The following is a 20,696-nucleotide window of genomic DNA, read 5'->3' as shown; positions in this document are numbered from 1 at the left end:
GATAAGTTGACCTTCGTGCTCCACGGACGAACATCCCACACCGCCGCCCTCGAAGCCCTGATCCGCGCCGCCGCCCGGGGCCACGGGGGCGCGATCGTGCTGGTCGGCGACGTCGGCACCGGAAAAAGCGCCCTGCTGGACGCCGCCGCCGAAACCGCGAGGAACCTGCGGACGCTGCGCGACGCGAGGGCGGAGTCCTGGACGGGGGCACCGCGCGGCGCCGACGCGGACGCCGCGACGGGGCTGCGCGTACCGCGCGGCGCCGGGGCGGAGGCCGGAACCGGGCTGCGCGTACCGCGTGGCGCGGACGCGGACGGCGCGACGGGGCTGCCCGTGCCGCGTGGTGCCGATGGGGTGGCCGGGGTGCGGGTGTTGCGGGGGGTTGGGGTCGAGTCGGAGGCTCGGTTGGCGTATGCGGGGTTGCATGTCGTGCTTCGGGAGGCGTTGCATCTGGCCGGCCGGCTTCCCCGGCATCAGGCCGAGGCGCTGCGCCACGCCGTGCACGGGACCGCGGCGGATCCGGCCGTGCCGGGCGACTACGACCGGTTCCTCGTCGGCGCCGCCGCGCTCAGTCTGCTCGGCGAACTCGCCGACGAGCAGCCGCTGCTCGTGCTCGTCGACGACGCACACTGGCTCGACCAGGAGAGCGCCGACGCCCTGCTGTTCGCCGCACGCCGGCTCGCGGCCGAGCCCGTGGCGATCGTTTTCGCCGCGCGCGACGGGTCGGCCGACTTCGACGCGCCGGGGCTGCCCGTGCACCGCTTGGAGCCGCTCGACGACGACGCCGGCACCGCGCTGCTCGACCGGCACGCCCCCGGCCTCACCCCGGCCGTGCGCAGCAGGCTGCTGCGCCGGGCGGCCGGAAATCCGCTCGCCCTGGTCGAACTCGCCGCCGCGCTCACACCCGGCCTGCGCACCGAGGCGGACCTGCTCGACGACCACGAGATCGCCGTGCTGCCCGCGTCCTGGCGGGTACGACGCCTGTACGACGAACGTATCGCGACCCTGCCCGCCGCCACCCGCACCCTCCTCACCCTCGCCGCGGCCGACGACACCGGCGACCCCGCCCTCGTACTGCGCGCGGGACGCGAACTCGGCGCCGTGCCCGACGATCTCGAACCCGCCGAACAGGCGGGGCTGATCCACCTCACCCCCACGCACCTCGCCTTCCACCATCCGCTCGCCCGCGCGGCGGCCTATCACGGCGCCACCCTCGGCCGGCGCAACGCCGCCCACCACGCGCTCGCCACGGCGCTGCCCGAGAGCGACCGCGACCGGCAGACCTGGCACCTGGCCGCCGCCACGGTCGGCCACGACGCCGCCGTGGCCGACCGACTCGAGGAGACGGCCGAACACTTCCGCGCCCGGGGCGGGCGGGCGACGGTCGCCACCGCGTACCGGCGAGCGGCCCAACTCACCGAGGACCCGCGACTGCGCGCCCACCGGCTCACCCAGGCCGCGCTCGCCGCCGCCGAGGCGGGTCGCCCCGAGACCGCCGCCGCGCTCGCCGAGGCCGCCGCGCCGTACGCCGACGGTCCGGCGGTGACCGCCAGGCTCGCGTCGATCCGCGCCACCGTCGAACACACCGCCGGACGCCCCGACGCCGCCCGCCTCATCCTCCTCGAGGCCGCACGCACCACCGCTCCCCACGACCCGGACACCGCCGCCGGAATCCTCTTCGAGGCCGTCGCCGCCGCCTGGGACACCCCGGATCCGGCCGGCGCCACCTCCGGCATCCTCGACACGCTCGCGGGCCTCGACTTCGGGGCCGGCCCCGCGCACGCCGGAGCCCTCGCCCTCCACCACCTCGCCACCGGAAACCCCGAGGCCGGCCACCCCCTCCTGCGCCGCTTCACCGACGGCACGCGGGCCACGGGCGGCACCCGCCCGCTCGCGGACGAAACCCGCCTCCAGGGCTGGGACATGCTCCTCGGCGACTACCGGGGCGTACACGACCGAGCCGAGATCCTCGAGCGGCAGGCCCGCGAGCAGGGCGCGATCGGCATCCTGCCCACGCTGCTGCTCCGGCTCGCCCGCTGCCGCCTGTTCCTCGGCCGCCACGAGCACGCGCACAGCACCGCCGTCGAGGGCCTCGACATCGCCCGAAGCACCGCCAACCACCACCACCAGGCCATGCTCCACGGCGTACTCGCCGTCCTCGCCGCGATCGACGGCGACGAGGACGGGTATCACGCCGCCGCCCGCCACGCCGGCGCCGGCGGCGGGCCCGCCGTCTGGACGGCCTGCGCGGAAGCTCTCCTCGACCTCGGCCGGGGCCGCCACGAAACCGCGCTGACCCGGCTCACCGACATCGCCGACGGCCCCCGCGCCCACGTCGCCGTCGCCATCCACGGCCTGGCCGACCACGTCGAGGCCGCCGCCCGCCTCGGCCGTCCCGACCAAGCCCGGCGCCCCGCCGAGCGGTTCACCACGTGGGCGCACGGCACCGGCACCCCGTGGGCGCACGCCGTCGCGCTGCGCTGCCGGGCCCTCCTCGCCGCCGACGACACCGCCGGCGACCTGTACCGGTCCGCCCTCGAAGCCCACCGCGGCGACGGCCGGCCCTTCGAAGCCGCCCGCACCGAACTCCTCTACGGCGAATGGCTGCGCCGCAACCGGCAGCGCGCCGCCGCCCGAACCCACCTCACGGCCGCCCTCACCGCCTTCGAAACGCTCCGGGCCGGCCCGTGGCAACACCGCGCCGCCGCCGAACTCCGCGCCGTCGGCGCCCCCGCAGCCGGCCCGGTCGACACCGGCGGCCACACCGACGCCACCGCGCGGCTCACCCCGCAGGAGCTGCACGTCGCCCGCCTGGCCGCCACCGGGCTCAGCAACCGCGACATCGGCGCCCGCCTGTTCCTCAGCCCCCGCACCGTCGGCTACCACCTCTCCAACGCCTACCCCAAACTCGGCATCACCTCCCGCGCCGCCCTGGGCACCCTCGACTGGCCGACCACCTGACCCACCGCCCGGGAGATCGCAAGGGCATCCGCGACGATCGACGGCACCCCGGCGCCCCGGTACCCACCCCGGTCATTCGACGGATCCGCCGCGCCCCGCGCTCCCCTACTGTCGTGCCCGCAACGCCGATCACCACCGGATCGGCCCACGGACCCACACGCACCAGGGGCACACCATGAAGGTCCTCGTCCTCGGCTCCACCGGCTACATCGGCACCGCCGTCACCCGCCGCCTCATCGAGGACGGCCACACCGTCGTCCCGTTCCTCAAGACCGGCGCCCCGTCCGAGCCCGGCGTCGACGCCCGCTTCGGCGACCTCACCGACCCGGACAGCCTCATCGACGCCGTCACCGACGACATCGAGGCCGTCGTCAACCTCGCCACTCCCACCGGCGACGAACAGGCCGACGCCGCCGCCGTCGACGCCCTCACCGCACCACTGCACGGCACCGGCCGCGCCTTCGTCTACACCAGCGGCATCTGGGTGCTCGGCGCCACCGGCGACGACGCCGTCGACGAGGACGCCCCCACCAACGCGATCGGCATCGTCGGCTACCGCCCCCGCATCGAGCAGCAGGTCCTGGCCGCCGCCCGGAACGACGTCCGCAGCGCCGTCATCCGACCCGGCATCGCGTACGGCCACGGCGGCGGCATACCCGCGCTCATGCTCGGCTGGGCCAAGGAGCACGGCACCGGCCGCTACGTCGGAACGCCGGGCACCCGCTGGCCGATGGTCCACATCGACGACCTCGCCGCCCTGTACTCCCTCGTCCTCGCCAAGGCCGACGCCGGCACCCTCTGGCACGGCGTCGCCGTCCAGGCCGTCGCCACCCCGGCACTCGCCGCAGCCGTCGACGTCGCCGCCGGCGGTGTCGGCCGCGCCGAGCCCTGGCCGCTCGAACAGGCCGCCGAAGCCCTCGGGTTCCCGTTCGCCGAGGCGCTCGCGCTCGACCAGACCATCTCCGGCGAGCGCGCCATGCGCCTGCTCGGCTGGCGGCCCACCCAGGCCCACCCGACCACCGACCTCACCGCCGACACCCGTGCCTGACACCGACAACGCGCCGGCCGCCACCGCCGCCCGGCGCACCTATCCCGGCGCCCATCTCCCCATCTGCACCGCCTGCGGCACCCAGTACGCCGACCCCCGCCCCGACTGCCCCGTCTGTCGGGACGACCGCCAGTACGTCCCCGTCGCCGGCCAGCGGTGGACCACCCTCGCCGAGCTGCACGCCGCGGGCCACACCGCGAAGTTCGCCGAACAGGGCCCCGACGTCCTCGGCATCGGCACCACGGAGTCCATCGCCATCGGCCAACGCGCACTGCTGCTGCGCACCACCGAGGGCAACATCCTCTGGGACTGCCCGCCCTACCTGGACGACTCCATCGTCGAGGCCGTCGCCGACCTCGGCGGCATCACCGCCATCGCGATCAGCCACCCGCACTTCTACTCCGTGATGGTCGAGTGGGCGCACGCCTTCGACGCACCCGTGCACCTGCACGAAGCGGACCGCTCCTGGGTCGGGCGCCCCGACCCCGCGCTGCGTTTCTGGTCCGGCGAGACCCACCGGCTGACCGACGAACTCACGCTGATCAACCCGAGGATCCACTTCCCGGGCAGCGCCGTCCTGCACTGGAGCGCGGGCGGCGGGGCGCTGTTCTCGGGCGACGTCCTCAACGTCTGCCCGGACTGCCGCTGGATCACCGTGATGCACAGCTACGCCAACCACATCCCCGAACACCCCGACGCCGTCCGCCACGCCGCCGAACTCCTCGGCCGCCACCGCTTCGAACGCATCTACGGCGCCTGGTGGGACCGCGTGGTCACCGCCGACGGCAACGCGGTCCTGCGCCGCTCCGTCGACCGCTACCTCGCCTGGGAGGGCGCCACGACGGACCGTACCGCCTGACCGCACCACCCGACACGCGTCGTCGCGGCGGAGCCGAAACCGGCTCCGCCGCGGCGATGTCGCGCGTCAGCGCAGGTCGCGCAGGAGCTTGCTCATGATGGCGTCCACCCGGTCCGAGTCGAACGACTCCGAACCGATCAGCAGCGTCACCGCCCGTCGGCCGTCGTCGGTGACGGCGTTGCGGAACTTGTGGCCACTCGACATGCTGCCGCTGTGTCCCCACAACACGAAGCCCGGGTAGGGCTCGTGGCGCTCGACGCCCAGCCCGTAGCGCTCGTTCGCGACGTCCTCCGCGACCGTGCGCTTGAGCTCCGCGAGTTGCGCCGGGGCCAGCAGCTTCCCGGTCAACAGCGCGGTCCAAAAGGCGGTGGTGTCCGCGCCGTCGGAGATCAGCGCGCCCGACGCGTCGGCCTCCGAGGTGTTCCACTCGGTCCGGTCCACCAGGGTCTTGCCCCGCTGCGCGTAGCCGCGCAACTCCGGCTTGGGCAGCGTGGTGCGATCGCCGGCCCATGAGGTCTCGCACAGTCCGAGCGGTTCGATGATCCGCTCCTCGATCTCGGTGGCGATGGTGCGGCCCGTGACCTCCTTGACGATCAGACCGACCAGGTTGTAATTCGTGTTGGAGTAGGCGAAGCCCGACGGCGCGCGCTCGGGCCTGGGCAGGGCGAGCGCCTGCCGGACCGTTCGCAGGGGCTCGATGTGATCCCAGCGGTGCGCGTCCTCGTCCTCCCAGAACGGCGCGTCCAGGTAGTCGGGCAGGCCGCTGGTGTGCTGCAGAAGCTGTCGGATCGTGATGGTGCGCCCGTCGTAGAGCCTGGTGCGGATCAGCCCCGGCAGGTAGTCGTCCACGGTGTCGTCGAGGGCGATCCGGCCCTCCCCGACGAGTTGCAGCACGACCGTGGCCGTCCAGGTCTTGGTGTCGCTGCCGATGCGGCTGTGCTCGTCGCCGACGACCTTGCGGCCCGTTCCGCGATCGGCGACACCGACACCGCCCGTTCGGACCCCACAGTTCGGGCTCTTCACCGTCACGCTCATCCCCGTGGCGCCGACACCTTCCAGTGCCTTCATCGCCGTCCGGATGGGCGTGGTGTCACACTGCGGCGCCGCGCCCGCCCGCGCCGGCACCGTCAACAAAGACGCCGCACACGCCAGGGCCACGACCGCACTCGTCCTGTATCGCACAATGTCTCCTTCTGCAGCACTTATACGTGTGCCGTAATCGATAACGCCCGACGGATACGGATTTCGATATCGGCGAGCGGGCAAACGGTCGACGGTCACCTGCGGCATTCGGCTCGTCACGGCCGGCTGCGGTCGGTTGCGCTCCATGGGGTCACAGCAGGTACGGTCACCGGAAGTGCCCGCCGCAAGCCCGCCGAATTGTGCATGCGGAAAGCGTGGCGCCCGGATCGGCCGGGGGCATGTGACGCCGGTCCAGAGATTCCCCGAATGCTTTGTGTGTCCGGCCAAAGAGGTGAGAATGCTCGGTACCGGGGTTCCCGATCTCGGACAGGTCCTGGAGGTATTGGGATCGTCACTGTTGCGGCCGTTGACCGAACCGCCGGAAAAACCGGTCCCGGTCTCGGGCGTACTCATCCTCGAACGACGCGCCCCGCTCCCCCTCCCCGCCGTCACCGACGCGATCCTGCTCGCCGTCGGCGTGGGAATGGACGAGGCGCGGACGATGGACCTGATCGGCTCGGCGGCCCAGGCCGGGTACACGTGCGTGGTGGTGAAGAGCTTCGGCGAGCCGGTCACCGCGTTGGTGGAGGCCGCCCGGCAGGCCGGCATCGTGCTCCTGGCCGCCAACGAGGCGGTGGCCTGGCACCACCTGGACGCCATGATCTCCTCGGCCCTCACCCCCACCGTGCGCTTCGGGCAGGCCGCCGGCGCCCCCGCCTTCGGCGACCTGTTCGCGCTGGCCAACGCGATCGCCGGGATGGTCGGCGGAGCCACCGTGATCGAGGATCCGCACCGGCGCATCCTCGCCTACTCGACCCTGCCCGGCCAGGCCGTCGACGAGGGCCGCCGGCAGGGCATCCTCGGCCTCCAGGTGCCCGACGGCCCGGACTACGACGAGCAGTACCGGGTGCTCACCCGGCTCGGGCGCACCTGCCGATTCCCCGCCGTTCCCGGCGGACTTCCCCGGCTCGGCGTGGCCGTGCGCGTGGGCAGCGAGGTACTGGGGTCGATCTGGGTCGTCGACGCCGGCGAACACCTGGACTCCGTCGCCGAACAGGCCCTGTCCGATGTGGCGGACAACGTCGCGCTGCACCTGCTCGCGGCCCGCACCACCGAATCCGCCGTCCGGCGCAGGTACGCCGACCTGCTGCGACGGCTGCTGGCCGACCCGAGCAGTGTCACGGCGGTGGCCCCACAGCTGGGTCTGGACCCGAACCTGCCCGTCGCCATGGCCGCGTTCGCCGTAGCCTCGGTCGACACCGAGGACGCGCTCACCGCACACGCGGCCACCCGGCTGGCGGACCTGGTCAGCCTGCACTGCGAGGCGCGCTACGGCAGGCACGGCTGCGCGTTGATCGACGGAACGGTATACGCGCTGCTCCCGAGCGAACCGTCGCCGAACGCGCACCGCGAACTCGTCGCCTACATCGCACGGCGGGCGCACAGCGCGCTGCGGGTGCCCGTGCGGGCCGGACTCGGCGCGCTCGTCCAGGAATTGCGCTCGATCGAGAGTTCGCGCGCCGACGCGGATCTGGTGCTGCGGGCGCTGTCCGAGCGGCCGGGTGAGCCGGAGCCGTGCCAGGTGGCCTCGATCGACGAGATGTGGGCCGGCGCGACACTGTCCGCGCTGGCCGCGATGCTGGCCACGCACGAGGTGGTCCCCCGCAGGCTCGGACCGGCGATCCGCGCCCACGACCTCGAACACGGCACCACCTACGCGTCGACCATCCTCGCCTACCTGGACGCCGACGGCGATGTCGCCGCCGCCTCGCAGCTGCTGTCCGTACACCCGAACACGATCCGCTACCGGCTGTCCCGGGCCACGGAGATCTTCGGATTCGATCTCGCCGACCCGGACGAACGCCTGGTGTTGTGGCTGCGCTTGCGCCTCGGCGGCAGGCTCGACTGGTAGACCCCCCGCCCCGTGGTCACCGGGCTCTGGTAGGCATGGCCCATGTCGAACTACGACGGCGACGAGCGGTTCGCCGGACTGCCCATAGCCGAGCTCCACCCGCCGGCGAACCCCAAGGCCACGCGGGCCGAGAACGCTGCGGCGAGGAACGCGAGGCCGCTGCCCGCGGCGGCCGACGCGGCGTGGCGGTTGCGGATCGAGGGGTATCGGAGCACGGAGACGTTCGCCGAGCACGTCGCGCGTTTCCTCGACACCGTCGACACCCCGCGGGTCACCGCCCTGCTGGTCGGCATGTGGGAGCCGGGCGAGAGCTCGAAGGAGGCGGTGCGCTCGCTCGTCGACGCCGCCGACCGGCTCCCCGCGCTGCGCCACCTCTACTTCGGCGACATCGCGCAGGAGGAGAACGAGATCTCGTGGATCCTCCAGTCCGACATCACGCCGCTGTTCGAGGCGTTTCCCCGGCTGGAGACGCTGATTGTCCAGGGCGGCCAGGACCTCGTGCTGGAGCCCGTGCGGCACGAGAACCTGCGGCATCTGGAGTTCCGCACCGGCGGGCTCCCCGCGCGCGTGGTGCGCGCGGTCGGCGCGAGCACCTTCCCGGCGCTGCGCACGCTGGAGTTGTGGTTGGGCACCGACGAGTACGGCGGCGACGCGACCGTCCGCGACATCGAGGGCATCCTGCGCGCCGGCGGCCTACCCGCGCTCACCCGGCTGGGCCTGATGAACAGCGAGATCCAGGACGAGGTCGCGGCGGCGGTCTCGGCGTCCCCCGTCCTCGGGCGGCTTACCGAACTCGACCTGTCCATGGGCGCGTTGGGCAACGAGGGCGCCGAGGCGCTGCTCCTCGGCCAGCCCCTCGGACACCTGCGGGTGCTGGACCTCAGCCACCACTTCATCACCCCCGCCATGCAGGAGCGACTTACCGCGACCCTCGCGACACCCGGCCTCAGGCTCGACCTCGGCGACCCGCAGCAGCCCGACGAAGACGGCGAGGAGACCTGGCGCTACATCGCCGTCGCCGAGTAGGCAACCCGCACACCCCGCACACCGCCCTCCGGCCGAAGGCACTCCGCCGCCCGGCCGTCCGAACCCGCCCGGAAACCAGGAACAGCACATGTCACTCTACGAGTTCACCTCGCACTTCGGCGGCCTCCCCGTCGCCGACCTCCGGCCCCGCGACTCCACCGCGACGTCGATCACGCCGGGCGACGCGCCGGGCGCGGTCGCCTGGCGAATCCGGGTGGACCCGTGGGAACACGAGGAGGCCGAATTCGAGAAGCACTTCCGGTACTTCCTCGACACCGTGGACACCACCCGGGTCACCGCGCTGCTGTGTGGGTGCTGGACGGACGACCTGTCCGCCGAGAGTCCCGCGCTCGGGCTCCTGGTGGAGCACGCGGACCGGTTTCCGAACCTGCGTCACCTGTTCCTCGGCGACGTCGTCCAGGAGGAGTCCGAGATCTCGTGGATGAACATCGGCACCCTCACCCCGGTGCTGCACGCATACCCGCGGCTCGAAGAACTCATCGTGCGGGGCGGCGCCTTCGACGGCAACCCGGATGTCGCGCCGGCGCTGGAGCCGCTGCGGCACGACGCGCTGCGTGCCCTGCGGTTCGAGAGCGGCGGCCTGTCCGCACGCCTCGTCGGCGCCATCGGCCTCTGCGACCTCCCGGCGCTGGAGAACCTGGAGCTCTGGCTGGGCATCAACCAGTACGACGGCACCGCGACCGTCGACGACCTCGCGGAGTTGTTGTCCGGCGTACGCGTCCCGGCGCTGCGCCGGCTCGGCCTGATGAACAGTGAGATCCAGGACGCCGTGGCCGCGGCCGTGGCCGCCGCGCCGCTGACCGCCCGTCTGGAATCCCTCGACCTGTCGATGGGGACCCTGGGCGACGAGGGCGTCGAGGCGCTGCTCGCGGGTCAGCCGCTCACCCACCTGAAGACGCTGCGCATCAACCACCACTTCGTGTCCGACACGATGGCCGCGCGCCTGCGCGAGACGCTTGGCCCGCACGGGGTCACCGTCGACATCACTCGCGCCGAGGAGCTGCGGGACTGGGGCTCGGGTCGCTACGTCGAGGTCTCCGAATGACCCGCCGCGCGGGAGTGGCGGCGTGAGCGAACGTCCTGCCGTCACCGTCGTGGGCAATCCCGGCCACCGCCGCGTGGCCGGGTTCGCCGCGGCGGCCGAGGCCGCGGGGCTGCCCGAGCCGCGAGTGGTCGCCTGGCGCGACGTCCTCACCCGGGAGCCGCTCGCCTTCCCCGCCGGGCCGGTGCGAATCGACTCGCCGGGCGAGGACGCGGACGTGCACACGTTGCTGAGCGGCGCGCCCGCCGACCCGTTCCGGGTCGAGGGCGGCAGCACCCGGCATGCCGCGCTCGTCGCCGCGCTCGGGCGGATCGAGGCCGCCGTGGCGGCCTCGCCCGGGGCGTGGTCGGTGAACGACGCCGGCGAGATCGCGGTGATGTTCGACAAGCGCCGGGCACACGCGGTGTTGGCGGCGCGCGGCGTTGCGCTGCCGCGCGCGCTGACCGGGCCCGGGGCGGAGCCGGTGCGCTCGTACGCCGATCTGCGGCGGCGGATGGCCGACGCGCGCTGCCCTCGGGTGTTCGTCAAGCCGCCGCACGGGTCGTCGGCGTCCGGCGTGGTGGCCCTGGAGACGCACGGGACGAGTCGTGTCCAGGCGACGACGTCCGTCGAACTCGTGCGCGAGGCGGGCGGCGTCGCCCTGTACAACTCGCTGCGGATCAGCAGATACCGCGATGAGGCCGATGTCGCGGCGCTCGTGGACGCGCTCGGCGCGGACTGCGACGCGGGCGGCCTGCACGTCGAGGCGTGGTTGCCGAAGCTGACCCTGGACGGGCGCGCGACCGACCTGCGCGTCCTGGTCGTCGCGGGGCGGGCCACGCACGTCGTGGCCCGGTCGAGCCGGTCGCCGATGACGAACCTGCACCTGGGCAACGCGCGCGGCGACGTCGCGGCGGTGCGTGGCGCGGTCGGGGAGGACGCGTGGGCGCGGGCGATGGCGACCTGCGTCCGGGCGGCCGGGTGTTTCCCCCGTACGCTGCACGTCGGCGTCGACCTGCTGTTCGCGGTGGACCGGCGCCGGCACGCCGTGGGCGAGGTCAACGCGTTCGGGGACCTGCTGCCGGGTGTGCTGCATCAGGGTCGGGACACGTGGGGGGAGCAGGTCCACGCCCTGGTGGCGGGTTGGCGGCCGGCCGGATCCACCGGGGCGGCGCCACGAGACGAGGATCGAGTTCCGTGCCCGAGATGACGACACCACCATCACCCGAACCCGGGAGCCGGGGCAGCCGGTCCGCGCCTGTGGACATGAACGCCGTCGTCGGCCGGCACGACCTGCTGATGGTGACCCTGGACACGCTGCGCTACGACGTCGCCGCCGAACTCGTGGCGGCGGGGCGCCTGCCCAACCTGGCGCGGGTGCTCCCGGACGGCCGATGGGAGCGCCGGCATACGCCGGGGAGCTTCACGTTCGCCGCGCATACCGCCTTCCTCGCCGGCTTCCTGCCGACGCCGGTGGGTCAGGGTCCGCATCCGCGGTTGTTCGCCGCCCGGTTCGGCGGGAGCGAGTCGACCGCGTCGCACACGTGGGTCTTCGACGACGCGGACCTGCCGACCGCGCTGGCCGCGGCGGGCTACCACACGGCCTGTATCGGCGGCGTCGGGTTCTTCAACAAGCGGGGCGCGCTCGGCTCGGTGTTGCCCGGCATGTTCGCGGAGAGCCACTGGGATCCGGAACTCGGCGTCGCCTCGCCCACCTCGTTCGAGGCCCAGGTCGCGTGCGCCGAGCGGGTGGTCGGCGCGCTGGACCCCGACCGGAGGTTGTTCCTGCTGCTCAACGTCTCGGCGCTGCACCAGCCGAACTGGTTCCACCTGGCGGGCGCCGACCCGGCCGACGGCGACACCCGGGAGACGCACGCCGCGGCACTGGAGTACGTGGACCGGCACATCGGCCGGCTGTTCCGGGCGATGAGCAGCCGCCGTCCGTGTTTCGCGATCGTCACCTCCGACCACGGCACGGCCTACGGCGAGGACGGCTACACCGGCCATCGGCTCGGCCACGAGGTGGTGTGGACGGTGCCGTACGCCCACTTCACCCTGACCCCCGGCGAGTGGTGAACACGATCCCGGGCGGACCGGAACGGGCCCGGCCGGCGGCGGTGCCGGGCCCGGGTGCCCACCGTGTCGGGCCCGCCGCCTAGGCTCGCGGAGTTCGCCGCACCACCCGTCGTACGTCCGGAGGTATCCGTCCATGGCCCCGACCGCCGCCGAGGCCCCGTCCGTGGCCGTCGGGTCCCCGTACACCGGATACGTCTACTCGTACCCGCACAAGACCGCCTATCGGCCGCTCGAACCCGCGCCCGCGCTGCGCGAGGTCTGGGCGGGACAGGACCTGTCCGCGCTGTTCCTGTACCTGCACATACCGTTCTGCGAGATGCGCTGCGGGTTCTGCAACCTGTTCACCCGCACCGGCGCGCCGCAGGAGTTGGTGGCGCGCTACCTGGACGCCTTGGAGCGGCAGGCGCACGCGGTACGCGAGGCCGTGCCCGACGCGCGCTTCGCCGTCGGGGCGATCGGCGGCGGCACGCCGACCTACCTGGAAGCCGCCGAGCTGACCCGGATGTTCCGCATCGCCGCCGAGGTGATGGGCGCCGAGTTCGGATCCATGCCGCTGTCCGTGGAGACCTCGCCGGCGACCGCGACGCCCGACCGGCTCGCGGTCCTGGCCGCGCACGGCACGACCCGGGTGAGCATCGGCGTGCAGTCGTTCCTCGACGCGGAGGCACGGGCCGCCGGGCGGCCGCAGAAGCGTGCCGAGGTCGAGGCGGCGCTCACCGCGATCCGCGAGGCGGCCTTCCCGACGCTGAACATCGACCTGATCTACGGCATCGACGGCCAGACGCACGCCAGTTGGCTCGCCTCCCTCGACGCGGCGCTCGCCTGGCGGCCCGAGGAGATCTACCTGTACCCGCTGTACGTGCGCCCGCTCACCGGCCTGGGCCGACGCGCCGTCTCGCGCGCCGACTGGGACGACGACCGGCTCGCGCTCTATCGCGCGGGCCGCGATCACCTGCGCGCGACCGGATACGAGCAGGTGTCGATGCGGATGTTCCGCCGTGCCGGTGCTCCGGCCGACGTGGACACCGGATACCGGTGCCAGCGCGACGGGATGGTGGGGCTTGGCTGCGGGGCCAGGTCGTACACGAGCGAGCTGCACTATTCGTTCGACTACGCGGTGAACGTGGGCGAGGTCCGCGGCATCATCGACGAGTACGTGGCCCTGGACCGGGACGCCTTCTCCCGGGCCCGGTTCGGCTACCGCCTCGACGCGGCCGAGCAACGACGCAGGTACCTGCTGACCTCGCTGCTCCAGGCCGACGGCCTGGACGTCGCCGAGTATCGCGCCCGGTTCGCCTCCGACGCGGTCGCGGACTTCGCCCGGGAGCTGGAACCCCTCGCGGATGGCGGCCTGTTGAGCGTCGACGCCGAGCGCGTCGTGCTCACCGAGGACGGCCTCGCCTGGTCCGACGCCATCGGCCCGGCGCTGTTCTCCTCGGCCACGGCGGCGCTCATGGACGGGTATCGGGCGCGGTGAGCGTGCCGCTGTCGCTCTCCCTCGCCTCGGCCCGGGAAGCCGCACGGCCGTTGACGATCCTGTATCGCGGGCCGCTCGCCTCCTGCGACTACGACTGCGGCTACTGCCCGTTCGCCAAACGCCGCGACTCGCGTGCGGAACTCCTGGCCGACCGCGAGGCGTTGGCGCGCTTCGCGGGCTGGATCGCGGCGGCCCCGGAGCGGATCTCGGTGTTGTTCACGCCGTGGGGCGAGGCACTGGTCCGGCCCTGGTACCGGCGTACCCTGGCCGAGTTGTCCCACCTGCCGAACGTCGACCGCGTCGCCGTGCAGACCAACCTGGGCGCCCGGCCGTCGTGGACCGAGGCGGCGGACCTGCGGCGGTTGGCGCTGTGGGGGACGTACCACCCGGACCAGGTCCCGTACGAGCGCTTCCTCGGTCGTTGCCGCGAACTCCGCGCGCGCGGCGTGCGCTTCGCCGTCGGGATCGTCGGGCTGCCCGAACACCTGGCCGCCGCCCGGAGGTTGCGCGGCGACCTGCCGGCCGAGGTGTACCTGTGGGTGAACGCCGCCGAGGGCCGCACGTACACCGACGCCGAGGCCGAGGCGTGGACCGACCTCGACCCGCACTTCGGCTTCAGCCGGCACGCCCACGTCTCGGCGGGCGCGGCGTGCCGGACCGGGGACACGGTGGTCAGCGTCGACGGCGACGGCGCGGTGCGTCGTTGCCACTTCGTCCCCGAGGTGCTGGGCAACCTCTACGACGGCTCGTTCCGCGCGGCCCTGGGGCGCCGTCCGTGCCCGCGCGCGCTGTGCGACTGCCACATCGGCTACGTCCACATGGACGCGCTGCCGCTGTACGACGTCTTCGCGGGCGGGATCCTGGAGCGCATTCCGGCGGGGTACGGCACCGGGCCGCGCCCCCACGGCGACGCGACCCGACTCCCGACCGGTGCCGGAGCGGAAACCGCTTGATTCCGCTGCCTGTCGCCGCGTCGGCGGCTCAGGTCTCCCGGGCCGGGCGGTATTGCTGTTCGGTCAGGCCGAAGGTCCAGGCGACGCCGGCGCGGGCGGTGCGCGTGGTCGGCGGCACGCGCAGCCAGTAGACGCGGATCGAACCGTCGGGCTCGGGCGTGGAGTTGAGCACCTCGACCATCACGATCGGCTCGTCGCCGGGCAGTTCGATGCGCCACAACACGCCGGTGTCGTCGCGGTGCAGCGGGCGGGCGCCCACCTCGGCGAGGTAGCGGTCGTAGCCGTAGATCTCCAGCATCACACGGCGGAGTTCGGCGTTGTCCTCGTCGCGGATCCGCTGGGCGTTCAGCGCGCTGCCGGCCGGGCCGAGGGTGGTCACGAAGTCGGCCGGCACGGGCATGCCGCGCCACGCGTGCAACGCGAAGCCGTCGGGGAAGGCCAGCGCGGCGCCCTCGCCGTTGTGCAGGCGCGCGGACTCGTCGCGGTGCAGCACGGTGGGGCGTTCGGCGACCAGGACGACGTTCTCGTACGGCCACCACCAGCCCGCGGACCGCGCGACCTCGGCGACCGCGTCCAGCGCGGCCGCCGACGGGGAGTCGTCCAGTCGCGGGAAGCACCGCCGCAGGCCGTCGAACGCGGCGAGCCAGGCGGCGTCGTGCTGCCCGCCGAGCGCGTCGAGCGTCGCGGCGCGGGCCTCCCGGGCCACGGGCGCCGTCGGGGTGACCGTGCCCCGCCGGGCCGGGCCGCGGTCGGTGCCGGTCGCGGACAGCACGGCCTCCTCGATGCCGTCGCGGATGCGCGCGGACAGGCTCGTGGTCGGGTCCCACAGGCGTTCGGCGATCTCGCCCCACGCCTGCGCCCAACCGGTGTGGCCGAGCAGCGCGACCGCGTCAAATCGGGCGCGCTCCCAACTCGCCGACCGGATCCGGTCGCGCACGCTCGCCCCGGCGCGCGACGCCATGGGGGCGCGCACGGGCAGCCGCAGCGCGGCCAGTTCCTGCGGCTTGAACGCGCCGGACACCACGGTCGCGGCCACGGCGGCGGCGAGCGGAGAGTCGTACCACAGGATCTTGCCGGGTTCGGCCAGCCCGGCGGCCCGGTAGGCGGCCCGGATGCCGCGCTCGGCGGCGTCCCGATCGGCGGGCCGCGCGGCCGCGGCGACCTCGGCCCACCCGTCGGCGGACTCGGCGAGGGTCGCCCGGTGCGCGAGCGTGAGCTGCGGGAAGACGGTCGGGGCGGCGGTCACGGAAGACTCCCGGGGAAGTGGCGGGTCGGCGGTCGGGGCGGCGGGTCAGTCCGCGATGATGCGGACGGCGCCCGGGATGTATTCGCGCTGGCGGACCACCTTGTACCAGCCCTTGGGCAGCGAGATCGTCGCGTGCTCCTCGTGCACGAGCCGGGTCGGCGCGTCGAGCTTGAGGTGGCCGATGGTGGTCGGCTCCGGGTCGAGGAACAACGTGCCGGCCCCCACCACGGCGTGTGCGTGCCCGGTGACCTCACCCAGCGCGAGCACGATCCGACCGCGCCCGTCGCGCGGCTTGGCCGGCAACCCGGTCACCCCGACGGGCACCGCGCCCTCGTCGACGGGAAGCAGCAGAATGTCACCCTGGCGATACATGGATTCCCCTCACGGCTCCGCGAATTCGAGGCGCACCCCCGACACCCCGAACGCTACGCGCCCCAACCGACAAGCCACGCGACGCCGAACGCCGCCCGGGCGGCTCACACCTGCGCGGCGGCTTCCTCGGCGGCGCGGGTGAGCAGGCGTTGCTCCTCGTCCGGTGTGAGCGGGACCTCCAGGACGCGCAGCCAGTCCGCGAGTTCGCCGTCGCGGAGCGGGCGGTGCTCGGTGGGCGCGTCGGTGCGGCGCACCGTGAGCGCTGCGTGGGTGACGGTGACGTGCCGGTCGGGCAGGTGGCGGGTGATCATCAAGGTGCGCTTGAAGTGCGACGTCGGATGGGTGCTCGTGTAGTAGTGGGCGATCTCGACGTCGACCGGCAGCACGAGCAGTTCGTCGACGGAGTGCATCATCTGCCAGCCGCCGTCGCGCCAACGGCGCATCCGCCACACCTCGTCCTCGCGGTCCACGCGGTAGCGCCAACCGAGGTGGTCGTCCTGCGCGCCGTGCGCCACCGGCATCGGGCGCAACACGCTCATCCCGAACCCCGGATCGCACAGCAGCCGTTGTCCGTCCAGGGTGACCTCGACGACCATGTGGGTCCGGCCCTGCAGACTGCCGTCGGCCGGATCGCCGACCCGCCCGAGCCGGCGGATCACGTGGTAGCCCAGCCGCTCCAGCGCGGCCGCGAAGAGCGTCGAGTGCTCGAAGCAGTAGCCGCCCCGCCCCCGGCCCACGAACTTCTCCTGCACGGCCGCCAGATCCACCCCGCCGGGCTGCCCGAGGAACACGTCGATGTCGTCGAACGTGAACGTACGGACGTGCGCCTCGTGCAACTCGTCCAACGCCTCCCGCCCCGGCGCCCTCGCCGCAAGCCCGAGCCGCCCGAGATAGCCGCCGAGGTCGAGATCGTCCACCTGCCACATGTCGGTACTCACGGGCCCAAGTCAACCAGTGCCGGCCGGCGGCGCCCCGGCGGGCCCGCGGGTACGCCTGGTGGCGTCGGTCGGGAGGGGATCCGGGACGACGACCGGTCGCCGTCAACCGCGACGACTCTCCCCGCCCCCGCCACCCGCGAGCCGGCCCACCAGCGCGTCGACGGGTGCGATGGAGTCCTCCACGGCGAGCCGCGCGGCGATCGCGCCGGCGCGGTCGCGGTAGCGCGGCCGGCCCGTGGCCTCGACGAGGGCCGCCCGCAGGCCGTCCGCGGAGAGCCGGCGCAGCGGCACCGCGCCCGGTGCGACACCGAGTCGCACGAGTCGATCGCTCCAGAAGGCGCCGTCGAGCTGGATCGGCACGGGTACGCTCGGCACGCCCGCACGCAGCCCGGCGGCGGCGGTGCCGGCCCCGGCGTGGTGGACGACCGCGGCCACGCGGGGGAACAGCAGGTGGTGGGGGACGTCGTCGATGGTGAGCATGTCGTCGCCCGTGGCGCCGAGATCGGCCCACCCCCGCTGCACGATCCCGCGCAGACCCGCGGCGCGCAGCGCGCGTACCACCTGCTCGCCGACCCGTCCGGGATCGGGAACGGTGGCGCTGCCCAGGCCGACGAACACCGGCGGCGGACCGGCCCGGAGGAAATCCTCGACGGTCGACGGCAGTTCGCGCGCGTCGTAGGGCCACCAATACCCGACCGGATCCAACCCCGGACGCCAGTCCGCGGGCCGCGGCACGACGATCGGGCTGTACCCGTACACCACCGACCAGCCTCGACGCTCCCGTGCCCGGCGCGCCGTGGTCGGGCCGACCGCCGGCAGTCCCAGGCGTTTGCGGAGGTCGCGGGTCACATCGGTGTAGACCCGGTCGAGAGCAACGTCGACGGCATGCGCGGCCAGCCGATTGCCCACCCCGCCCAAGGAGCGTTCCGACACCATCGCCGGCGCGAACTCCCGCGTGGGGTGCAGCGGTTGCAGATAGGCCCCCGCGCACGGCACTCCCAACCCCAGGGCGATCGTGCACGCCGCCGGCGCCAGCGACGCCGACGCCACGATCACGTCGTGCCCCTGCGCGGCCTCGACCAGGCCATCGGCCATCTCGCACGCCAACGAACGGGCCAGCGCGAGCACCCGAATCAGCTTCCCCGCACCGGTGTTGCTGCGATGCAGCGCCCGGCCCCGCTCCGAGTGCATCTGCTCCTGCGGATCGATCGGCAACGCACGGAACCGCATCCCCGTATCCGCCACCAACGGCTCGAACCGCCCGTGCGTCACAAGGGTCACCTTGTGCCCGGCGGCAAGAAGCCCGGCCCCCAGCCCGGTGAACGGAGCGACATCACCCTGGGAACCCGACGTCATGAGAGCAACACGCATAGCGACACTATCCTCCGCCCCCTCCACCCACCCAAACCCCGACCCACCCCTCACCCACAAGGCAAGTCCCCTAAAAGCAGACCCGTTTCGCCCCTGCGGAGGGTCGTGACGGCGATGCGGTCGGCCGGTTTCGGGCGAGGTGGGGCGTAGGTAGGGGGCGGGCCTTCGCGGCATGTCACTCGAAAGTGGGGTTTCGATGGGGTTTGTCGTAGTGAGTCGGGGTGGCGTCGTCACTCTGATGCCATGGGCAACCCTCGATGTGCGGCTCGGTATCTGCTGGTGGTGTGCGTCTGTGTGCCGGTCCTGGTCGCGAGTGGTGCGGCGTTCGAGGCGTCGGCCGATGACGCGGTCGCGGTGACCGTGTCGGCCGACGACCGGCCGCCCGACGGGACTCGGCCGGGCACGACGCGCACGGAGGTACACGCCGGCCGGGTGCACGTGGTGTACCAGCCGGGGGTGGTGACCTCGGTCCGGATCGGTGACGACGTCGCGGTGACCGTACGACCCGGATGCGGATGCCCGAGCCGGCCGGCCACACCGCCGCCCACATCCAGGCCGTCCCCGCCGTCCCGGCCACCGAGCGCCCACCCACCGTCGGCCGAGCGGGCCCCGGCCGCACCGATCCGGACCGGAGCGCCGCCTCCCGTCACGCCCGCCGGCGCCAACGCCCCCGCCCGTGCCCCCGTCGAGGCGGCCCCCACCCCGGAGCCGCCGAACACCCGGGCGCCCTCCGCCGAACCACCACCCGCGTCCCGGCCCGCGCGACTCGCCGCCGCGCCGCCCGACGACGACGCCGCACCCTCGGGCTTCGCCGACGGGTTCGCCCGGGCCCTCGTCGTATCGATCCTCCCCGCCGCCCTCGCCGCGCTGCTGCCGGGCCCGAGCCGACGCGGAGCGCGCCCGTGATCCTGTGGATCCTCGCCGCGCTGCTCGGCGCCGGCGTCGCGGCGGGAGCCCTCGTGCTCCTGAGCCGCGGCGAGAAGACGAGGGCGAGCGGAACCGACGGTCAACTGTTGTCCTTCTGCGGCGGCGCCGTGTTGTCCTCCTTCGTGCTCCTGACGAGCTTTCAGATCGTCGGCGCGTGGGACCTCCAGGCCACGGTCCGCCAACACGCGAGCGACGAGGCCCGGGTGCTGACCAAGACCTACGCGGCGGCCGGCGCCCTCCCGCCCTCCGATCGCGAGGCCGTGCGCGCCGGACTGCGCGACTACACCCACACGGTGATCGACCAGGAGTGGCCGGCACTGGCCGACGGGCACGACACCGCGCGCGCATGGCGCCAACTCGACCTGATCGCCTCCCGCGTCGCCGCCCTCGCCGTCACGGCGCACGACCGGACCGCCGACACCGAGGCGGCGGTGGCCGACCTGTACGTCAAACGCCACGCCCGCCTCGCCGACCCGTCCTCGATCACCCCGATCGTGCTCCCGGTCGCGATGATCGTCACCGGCGTCTTCGCGATCGTCTTCCCGGCCCTGGTCGGCCCGACCGCGGATCGCCGCCACACGACCGCGCTGGCCTTCGTCGGCGCGATCATCGCCTTCGCCGTCCTGCTCGTCCTACAACTGCGCAACCCCTACACCGACCCGCTGGCCGTACACCCGACCTCCTTCCGCACGGCCCTGACCCGCTACACCCAACTGGGCTGACACCCCGCTCCACACAGGCCGGGTCAGGGCACGTCGGATCACGTCGGGCCACCTCGACCCGGATCAGGGAACGATCACAACCGTCTTCCCCGGCAGCCGCCCGGCACCGGCGTCCGCGACCCGCACCCGCACCTGCCCGGGGCCGGGGATCGGGTGCTCGGCAACCCAGTCACCATGGCTCGACGAGGACCAGCAGGACGTGTGGCAGGCCCTGCTCACGGTCGTGATCGCACTCCCGGCGGCCCTCGATCGGCAGCTGCAACGAGACGCGGGTATCTCCAACTTCGAGTACGGCGTGCTCGCCCGGCTGTCCATGGCCGACGAGGTCACGATGCGGCTCAGCGACCCGGCCCGGGACTGCGACAGCACGCAACCCCGCCTGTCGAAGGCGATGGACCGCTTCGAGGCCCGCGACTGGGTCGTCCGCCGGCCCGACCCCGGCGACGGCCGGTACGCACAGGTGAAGCGGCTCGTGTTCGATCCCCTCGGCACCGCCCAACGCCGCCACCTCGGCGCCGCGCTCACCCGCATCGCCGCCACCGTGCGCGCGGAACTCGAAGGAGGGTGATCACTCCCCCGGCCGG

General features: G+C 73.6%; 18 protein-coding genes. 13 read left to right on the top strand and 5 right to left on the bottom strand.

What is annotated here, in order from left to right:
* Positions 1-15: 15 nt before the first annotated feature.
* The 3 genes from ACH4XV_RS41435 (at position 16) to ACH4XV_RS41425 (ending at position 4,868) form a co-directional block, all read left to right on the top strand.
* Positions 16-2,961 (top strand): LuxR C-terminal-related transcriptional regulator, encoded by a 2,946-nt coding sequence (locus tag ACH4XV_RS41435; protein WP_395798603.1) that lies wholly within the window; start codon positions 16-18, stop codon positions 2,959-2,961.
* 175 nt (positions 2,962-3,136) lie between these two features.
* Positions 3,137-4,009 (top strand): NAD-dependent epimerase/dehydratase family protein, encoded by an 873-nt coding sequence (locus tag ACH4XV_RS41430; RefSeq protein ID WP_395798601.1) that lies wholly within the window; start codon positions 3,137-3,139, stop codon positions 4,007-4,009.
* Positions 4,002-4,868, top strand: a complete 867-nt coding sequence (locus ACH4XV_RS41425) for an MBL fold metallo-hydrolase (RefSeq protein WP_395798599.1) — start codon at positions 4,002-4,004, stop codon at positions 4,866-4,868. Before ACH4XV_RS41430 ends, ACH4XV_RS41425 begins: the two co-directional genes overlap by 8 nt.
* A gap of 66 nt (positions 4,869-4,934) precedes the next feature.
* Here the strand turns inward: ACH4XV_RS41425 and ACH4XV_RS41420 are convergent, their stop codons facing one another.
* Positions 4,935-6,050: a serine hydrolase domain-containing protein gene (locus ACH4XV_RS41420; RefSeq protein WP_395798597.1), complete on the bottom strand. Its 1,116-nt coding sequence runs from the start codon at positions 6,048-6,050 to the stop codon at positions 4,935-4,937.
* A gap of 298 nt (positions 6,051-6,348) precedes the next feature.
* Between ACH4XV_RS41420 and ACH4XV_RS41415 the strand changes: the two genes are divergently transcribed.
* From ACH4XV_RS41415 to ACH4XV_RS41385, 7 genes are all read left to right on the top strand, one after another.
* Entirely contained in the window at positions 6,349-7,962 is a 1,614-nt protein-coding gene (locus ACH4XV_RS41415) for a PucR family transcriptional regulator (protein WP_395798595.1), read from the top strand.
* A 42-nt stretch (positions 7,963-8,004) separates the two neighbouring features.
* On the top strand, positions 8,005-8,988 hold the full coding sequence (locus tag ACH4XV_RS41410; protein WP_395798593.1) for an STM4015 family protein: 984 nt from the start codon (positions 8,005-8,007) through the stop codon (positions 8,986-8,988).
* An 88-nt stretch (positions 8,989-9,076) separates the two neighbouring features.
* Positions 9,077-10,054: an STM4015 family protein gene (locus ACH4XV_RS41405; protein ID WP_395798591.1), complete on the top strand. Its 978-nt coding sequence runs from the start codon at positions 9,077-9,079 to the stop codon at positions 10,052-10,054.
* Between the two features lie 22 nt (positions 10,055-10,076).
* Positions 10,077-11,240, top strand: coding sequence for an STM4014 family protein (locus ACH4XV_RS41400; RefSeq protein ID WP_395798589.1), 1,164 nt, complete (start codon positions 10,077-10,079; stop codon positions 11,238-11,240).
* Between the two features lie 56 nt (positions 11,241-11,296).
* Complete coding sequence (locus ACH4XV_RS41395) at positions 11,297-12,106, top strand: STM4013/SEN3800 family hydrolase (RefSeq protein WP_395798587.1); 810 nt, start codon at positions 11,297-11,299, stop codon at positions 12,104-12,106.
* A 133-nt stretch (positions 12,107-12,239) separates the two neighbouring features.
* Positions 12,240-13,583, top strand: a complete 1,344-nt coding sequence (locus ACH4XV_RS41390) for an STM4012 family radical SAM protein (protein ID WP_395798585.1) — start codon at positions 12,240-12,242, stop codon at positions 13,581-13,583.
* Entirely contained in the window at positions 13,580-14,536 is a 957-nt protein-coding gene (locus ACH4XV_RS41385; protein ID WP_395798583.1) for an STM4011 family radical SAM protein, read from the top strand. The genes ACH4XV_RS41390 and ACH4XV_RS41385 overlap by 4 nt, the downstream gene beginning before the upstream one ends.
* A 28-nt stretch (positions 14,537-14,564) precedes the next feature.
* Here ACH4XV_RS41385 and ACH4XV_RS41380 read toward each other — a convergent pair whose 3' ends face one another.
* The 4 genes from ACH4XV_RS41380 to ACH4XV_RS41365 all read right to left on the bottom strand — a co-directional run bounded on the left by ACH4XV_RS41380 (position 14,565) and on the right by ACH4XV_RS41365 (position 18,463).
* On the bottom strand, positions 14,565-15,782 hold the full coding sequence (locus ACH4XV_RS41380; protein WP_395798581.1) for a DUF6745 domain-containing protein: 1,218 nt from the start codon (positions 15,780-15,782) through the stop codon (positions 14,565-14,567).
* 45 nt (positions 15,783-15,827) lie between these two features.
* Positions 15,828-16,154 carry a hypothetical protein gene (locus ACH4XV_RS41375; RefSeq protein WP_126637880.1) on the bottom strand — a complete coding sequence of 109 codons (327 nt, stop codon included), beginning with the start codon at positions 16,152-16,154 and terminating at the stop codon, positions 15,828-15,830.
* A 104-nt stretch (positions 16,155-16,258) separates the two neighbouring features.
* Positions 16,259-17,092: an arylamine N-acetyltransferase gene (locus ACH4XV_RS41370; RefSeq protein WP_395798579.1), complete on the bottom strand. Its 834-nt coding sequence runs from the start codon at positions 17,090-17,092 to the stop codon at positions 16,259-16,261.
* A gap of 102 nt (positions 17,093-17,194) precedes the next feature.
* A complete protein-coding gene (locus tag ACH4XV_RS41365) occupies positions 17,195-18,463 on the bottom strand; it encodes a glycosyltransferase (protein WP_395798577.1) in 1,269 nt (422 codons plus the stop codon).
* Between the two features lie 243 nt (positions 18,464-18,706).
* Between ACH4XV_RS41365 and ACH4XV_RS41360 the strand changes: the two genes are divergently transcribed.
* From ACH4XV_RS41360 to ACH4XV_RS41350, 3 genes are all read left to right on the top strand, one after another.
* Entirely contained in the window at positions 18,707-19,369 is a 663-nt protein-coding gene (locus tag ACH4XV_RS41360) for a hypothetical protein (RefSeq protein ID WP_395798575.1), read from the top strand.
* The gene (locus ACH4XV_RS41355; protein ID WP_395798573.1) at positions 19,366-20,112 is read left to right on the top strand and encodes a hypothetical protein; all 747 of its coding nucleotides are present in this window, start codon (positions 19,366-19,368) and stop codon (positions 20,110-20,112) included. Before ACH4XV_RS41360 ends, ACH4XV_RS41355 begins: the two co-directional genes overlap by 4 nt.
* A 199-nt stretch (positions 20,113-20,311) precedes the next feature.
* Complete coding sequence (locus ACH4XV_RS41350; protein WP_395798571.1) at positions 20,312-20,680, top strand: MarR family winged helix-turn-helix transcriptional regulator; 369 nt, start codon at positions 20,312-20,314, stop codon at positions 20,678-20,680.
* Positions 20,681-20,696 lie beyond the last annotated feature (16 nt).

The sequence above is a fragment of the Embleya sp. NPDC020630 genome, from assembly GCF_044334985.1.
Lineage (GTDB): Bacteria > Actinomycetota > Actinomycetes > Streptomycetales > Streptomycetaceae > Embleya.
Note: the sequence above shows the minus strand (reverse complement) of the source record. Positions and strands in the feature narration are given on the sequence as shown.

What these genes read in the sequence shown, in the direction of transcription:
- ACH4XV_RS41360 (WP_395798575.1), top strand. Translation starts at nt 18,707, where the DNA reads ATGGGCAACCCTCGATGTGCGGCTCGGTATCTGCTGGTGGTGTGCGTC.
- ACH4XV_RS41395 (WP_395798587.1), top strand. Translation starts at nt 11,297, where the DNA reads ATGAACGCCGTCGTCGGCCGGCACGACCTGCTGATGGTGACCCTGGAC.
- ACH4XV_RS41390 (WP_395798585.1), top strand. Translation starts at nt 12,240, where the DNA reads ATGGCCCCGACCGCCGCCGAGGCCCCGTCCGTGGCCGTCGGGTCCCCG.
- ACH4XV_RS41415 (WP_395798595.1), top strand. Translation starts at nt 6,349, where the DNA reads ATGCTCGGTACCGGGGTTCCCGATCTCGGACAGGTCCTGGAGGTATTG.
- ACH4XV_RS41365 (WP_395798577.1), bottom strand. Translation starts at nt 18,463, where the DNA reads ATGCGTGTTGCTCTCATGACGTCGGGTTCCCAGGGTGATGTCGCTCCG.
- ACH4XV_RS41410 (WP_395798593.1), top strand. Translation starts at nt 8,005, where the DNA reads ATGTCGAACTACGACGGCGACGAGCGGTTCGCCGGACTGCCCATAGCC.
- ACH4XV_RS41405 (WP_395798591.1), top strand. Translation starts at nt 9,077, where the DNA reads ATGTCACTCTACGAGTTCACCTCGCACTTCGGCGGCCTCCCCGTCGCC.
- ACH4XV_RS41375 (WP_126637880.1), bottom strand. Translation starts at nt 16,154, where the DNA reads ATGTATCGCCAGGGTGACATTCTGCTGCTTCCCGTCGACGAGGGCGCG.
- ACH4XV_RS41430 (WP_395798601.1), top strand. Translation starts at nt 3,137, where the DNA reads ATGAAGGTCCTCGTCCTCGGCTCCACCGGCTACATCGGCACCGCCGTC.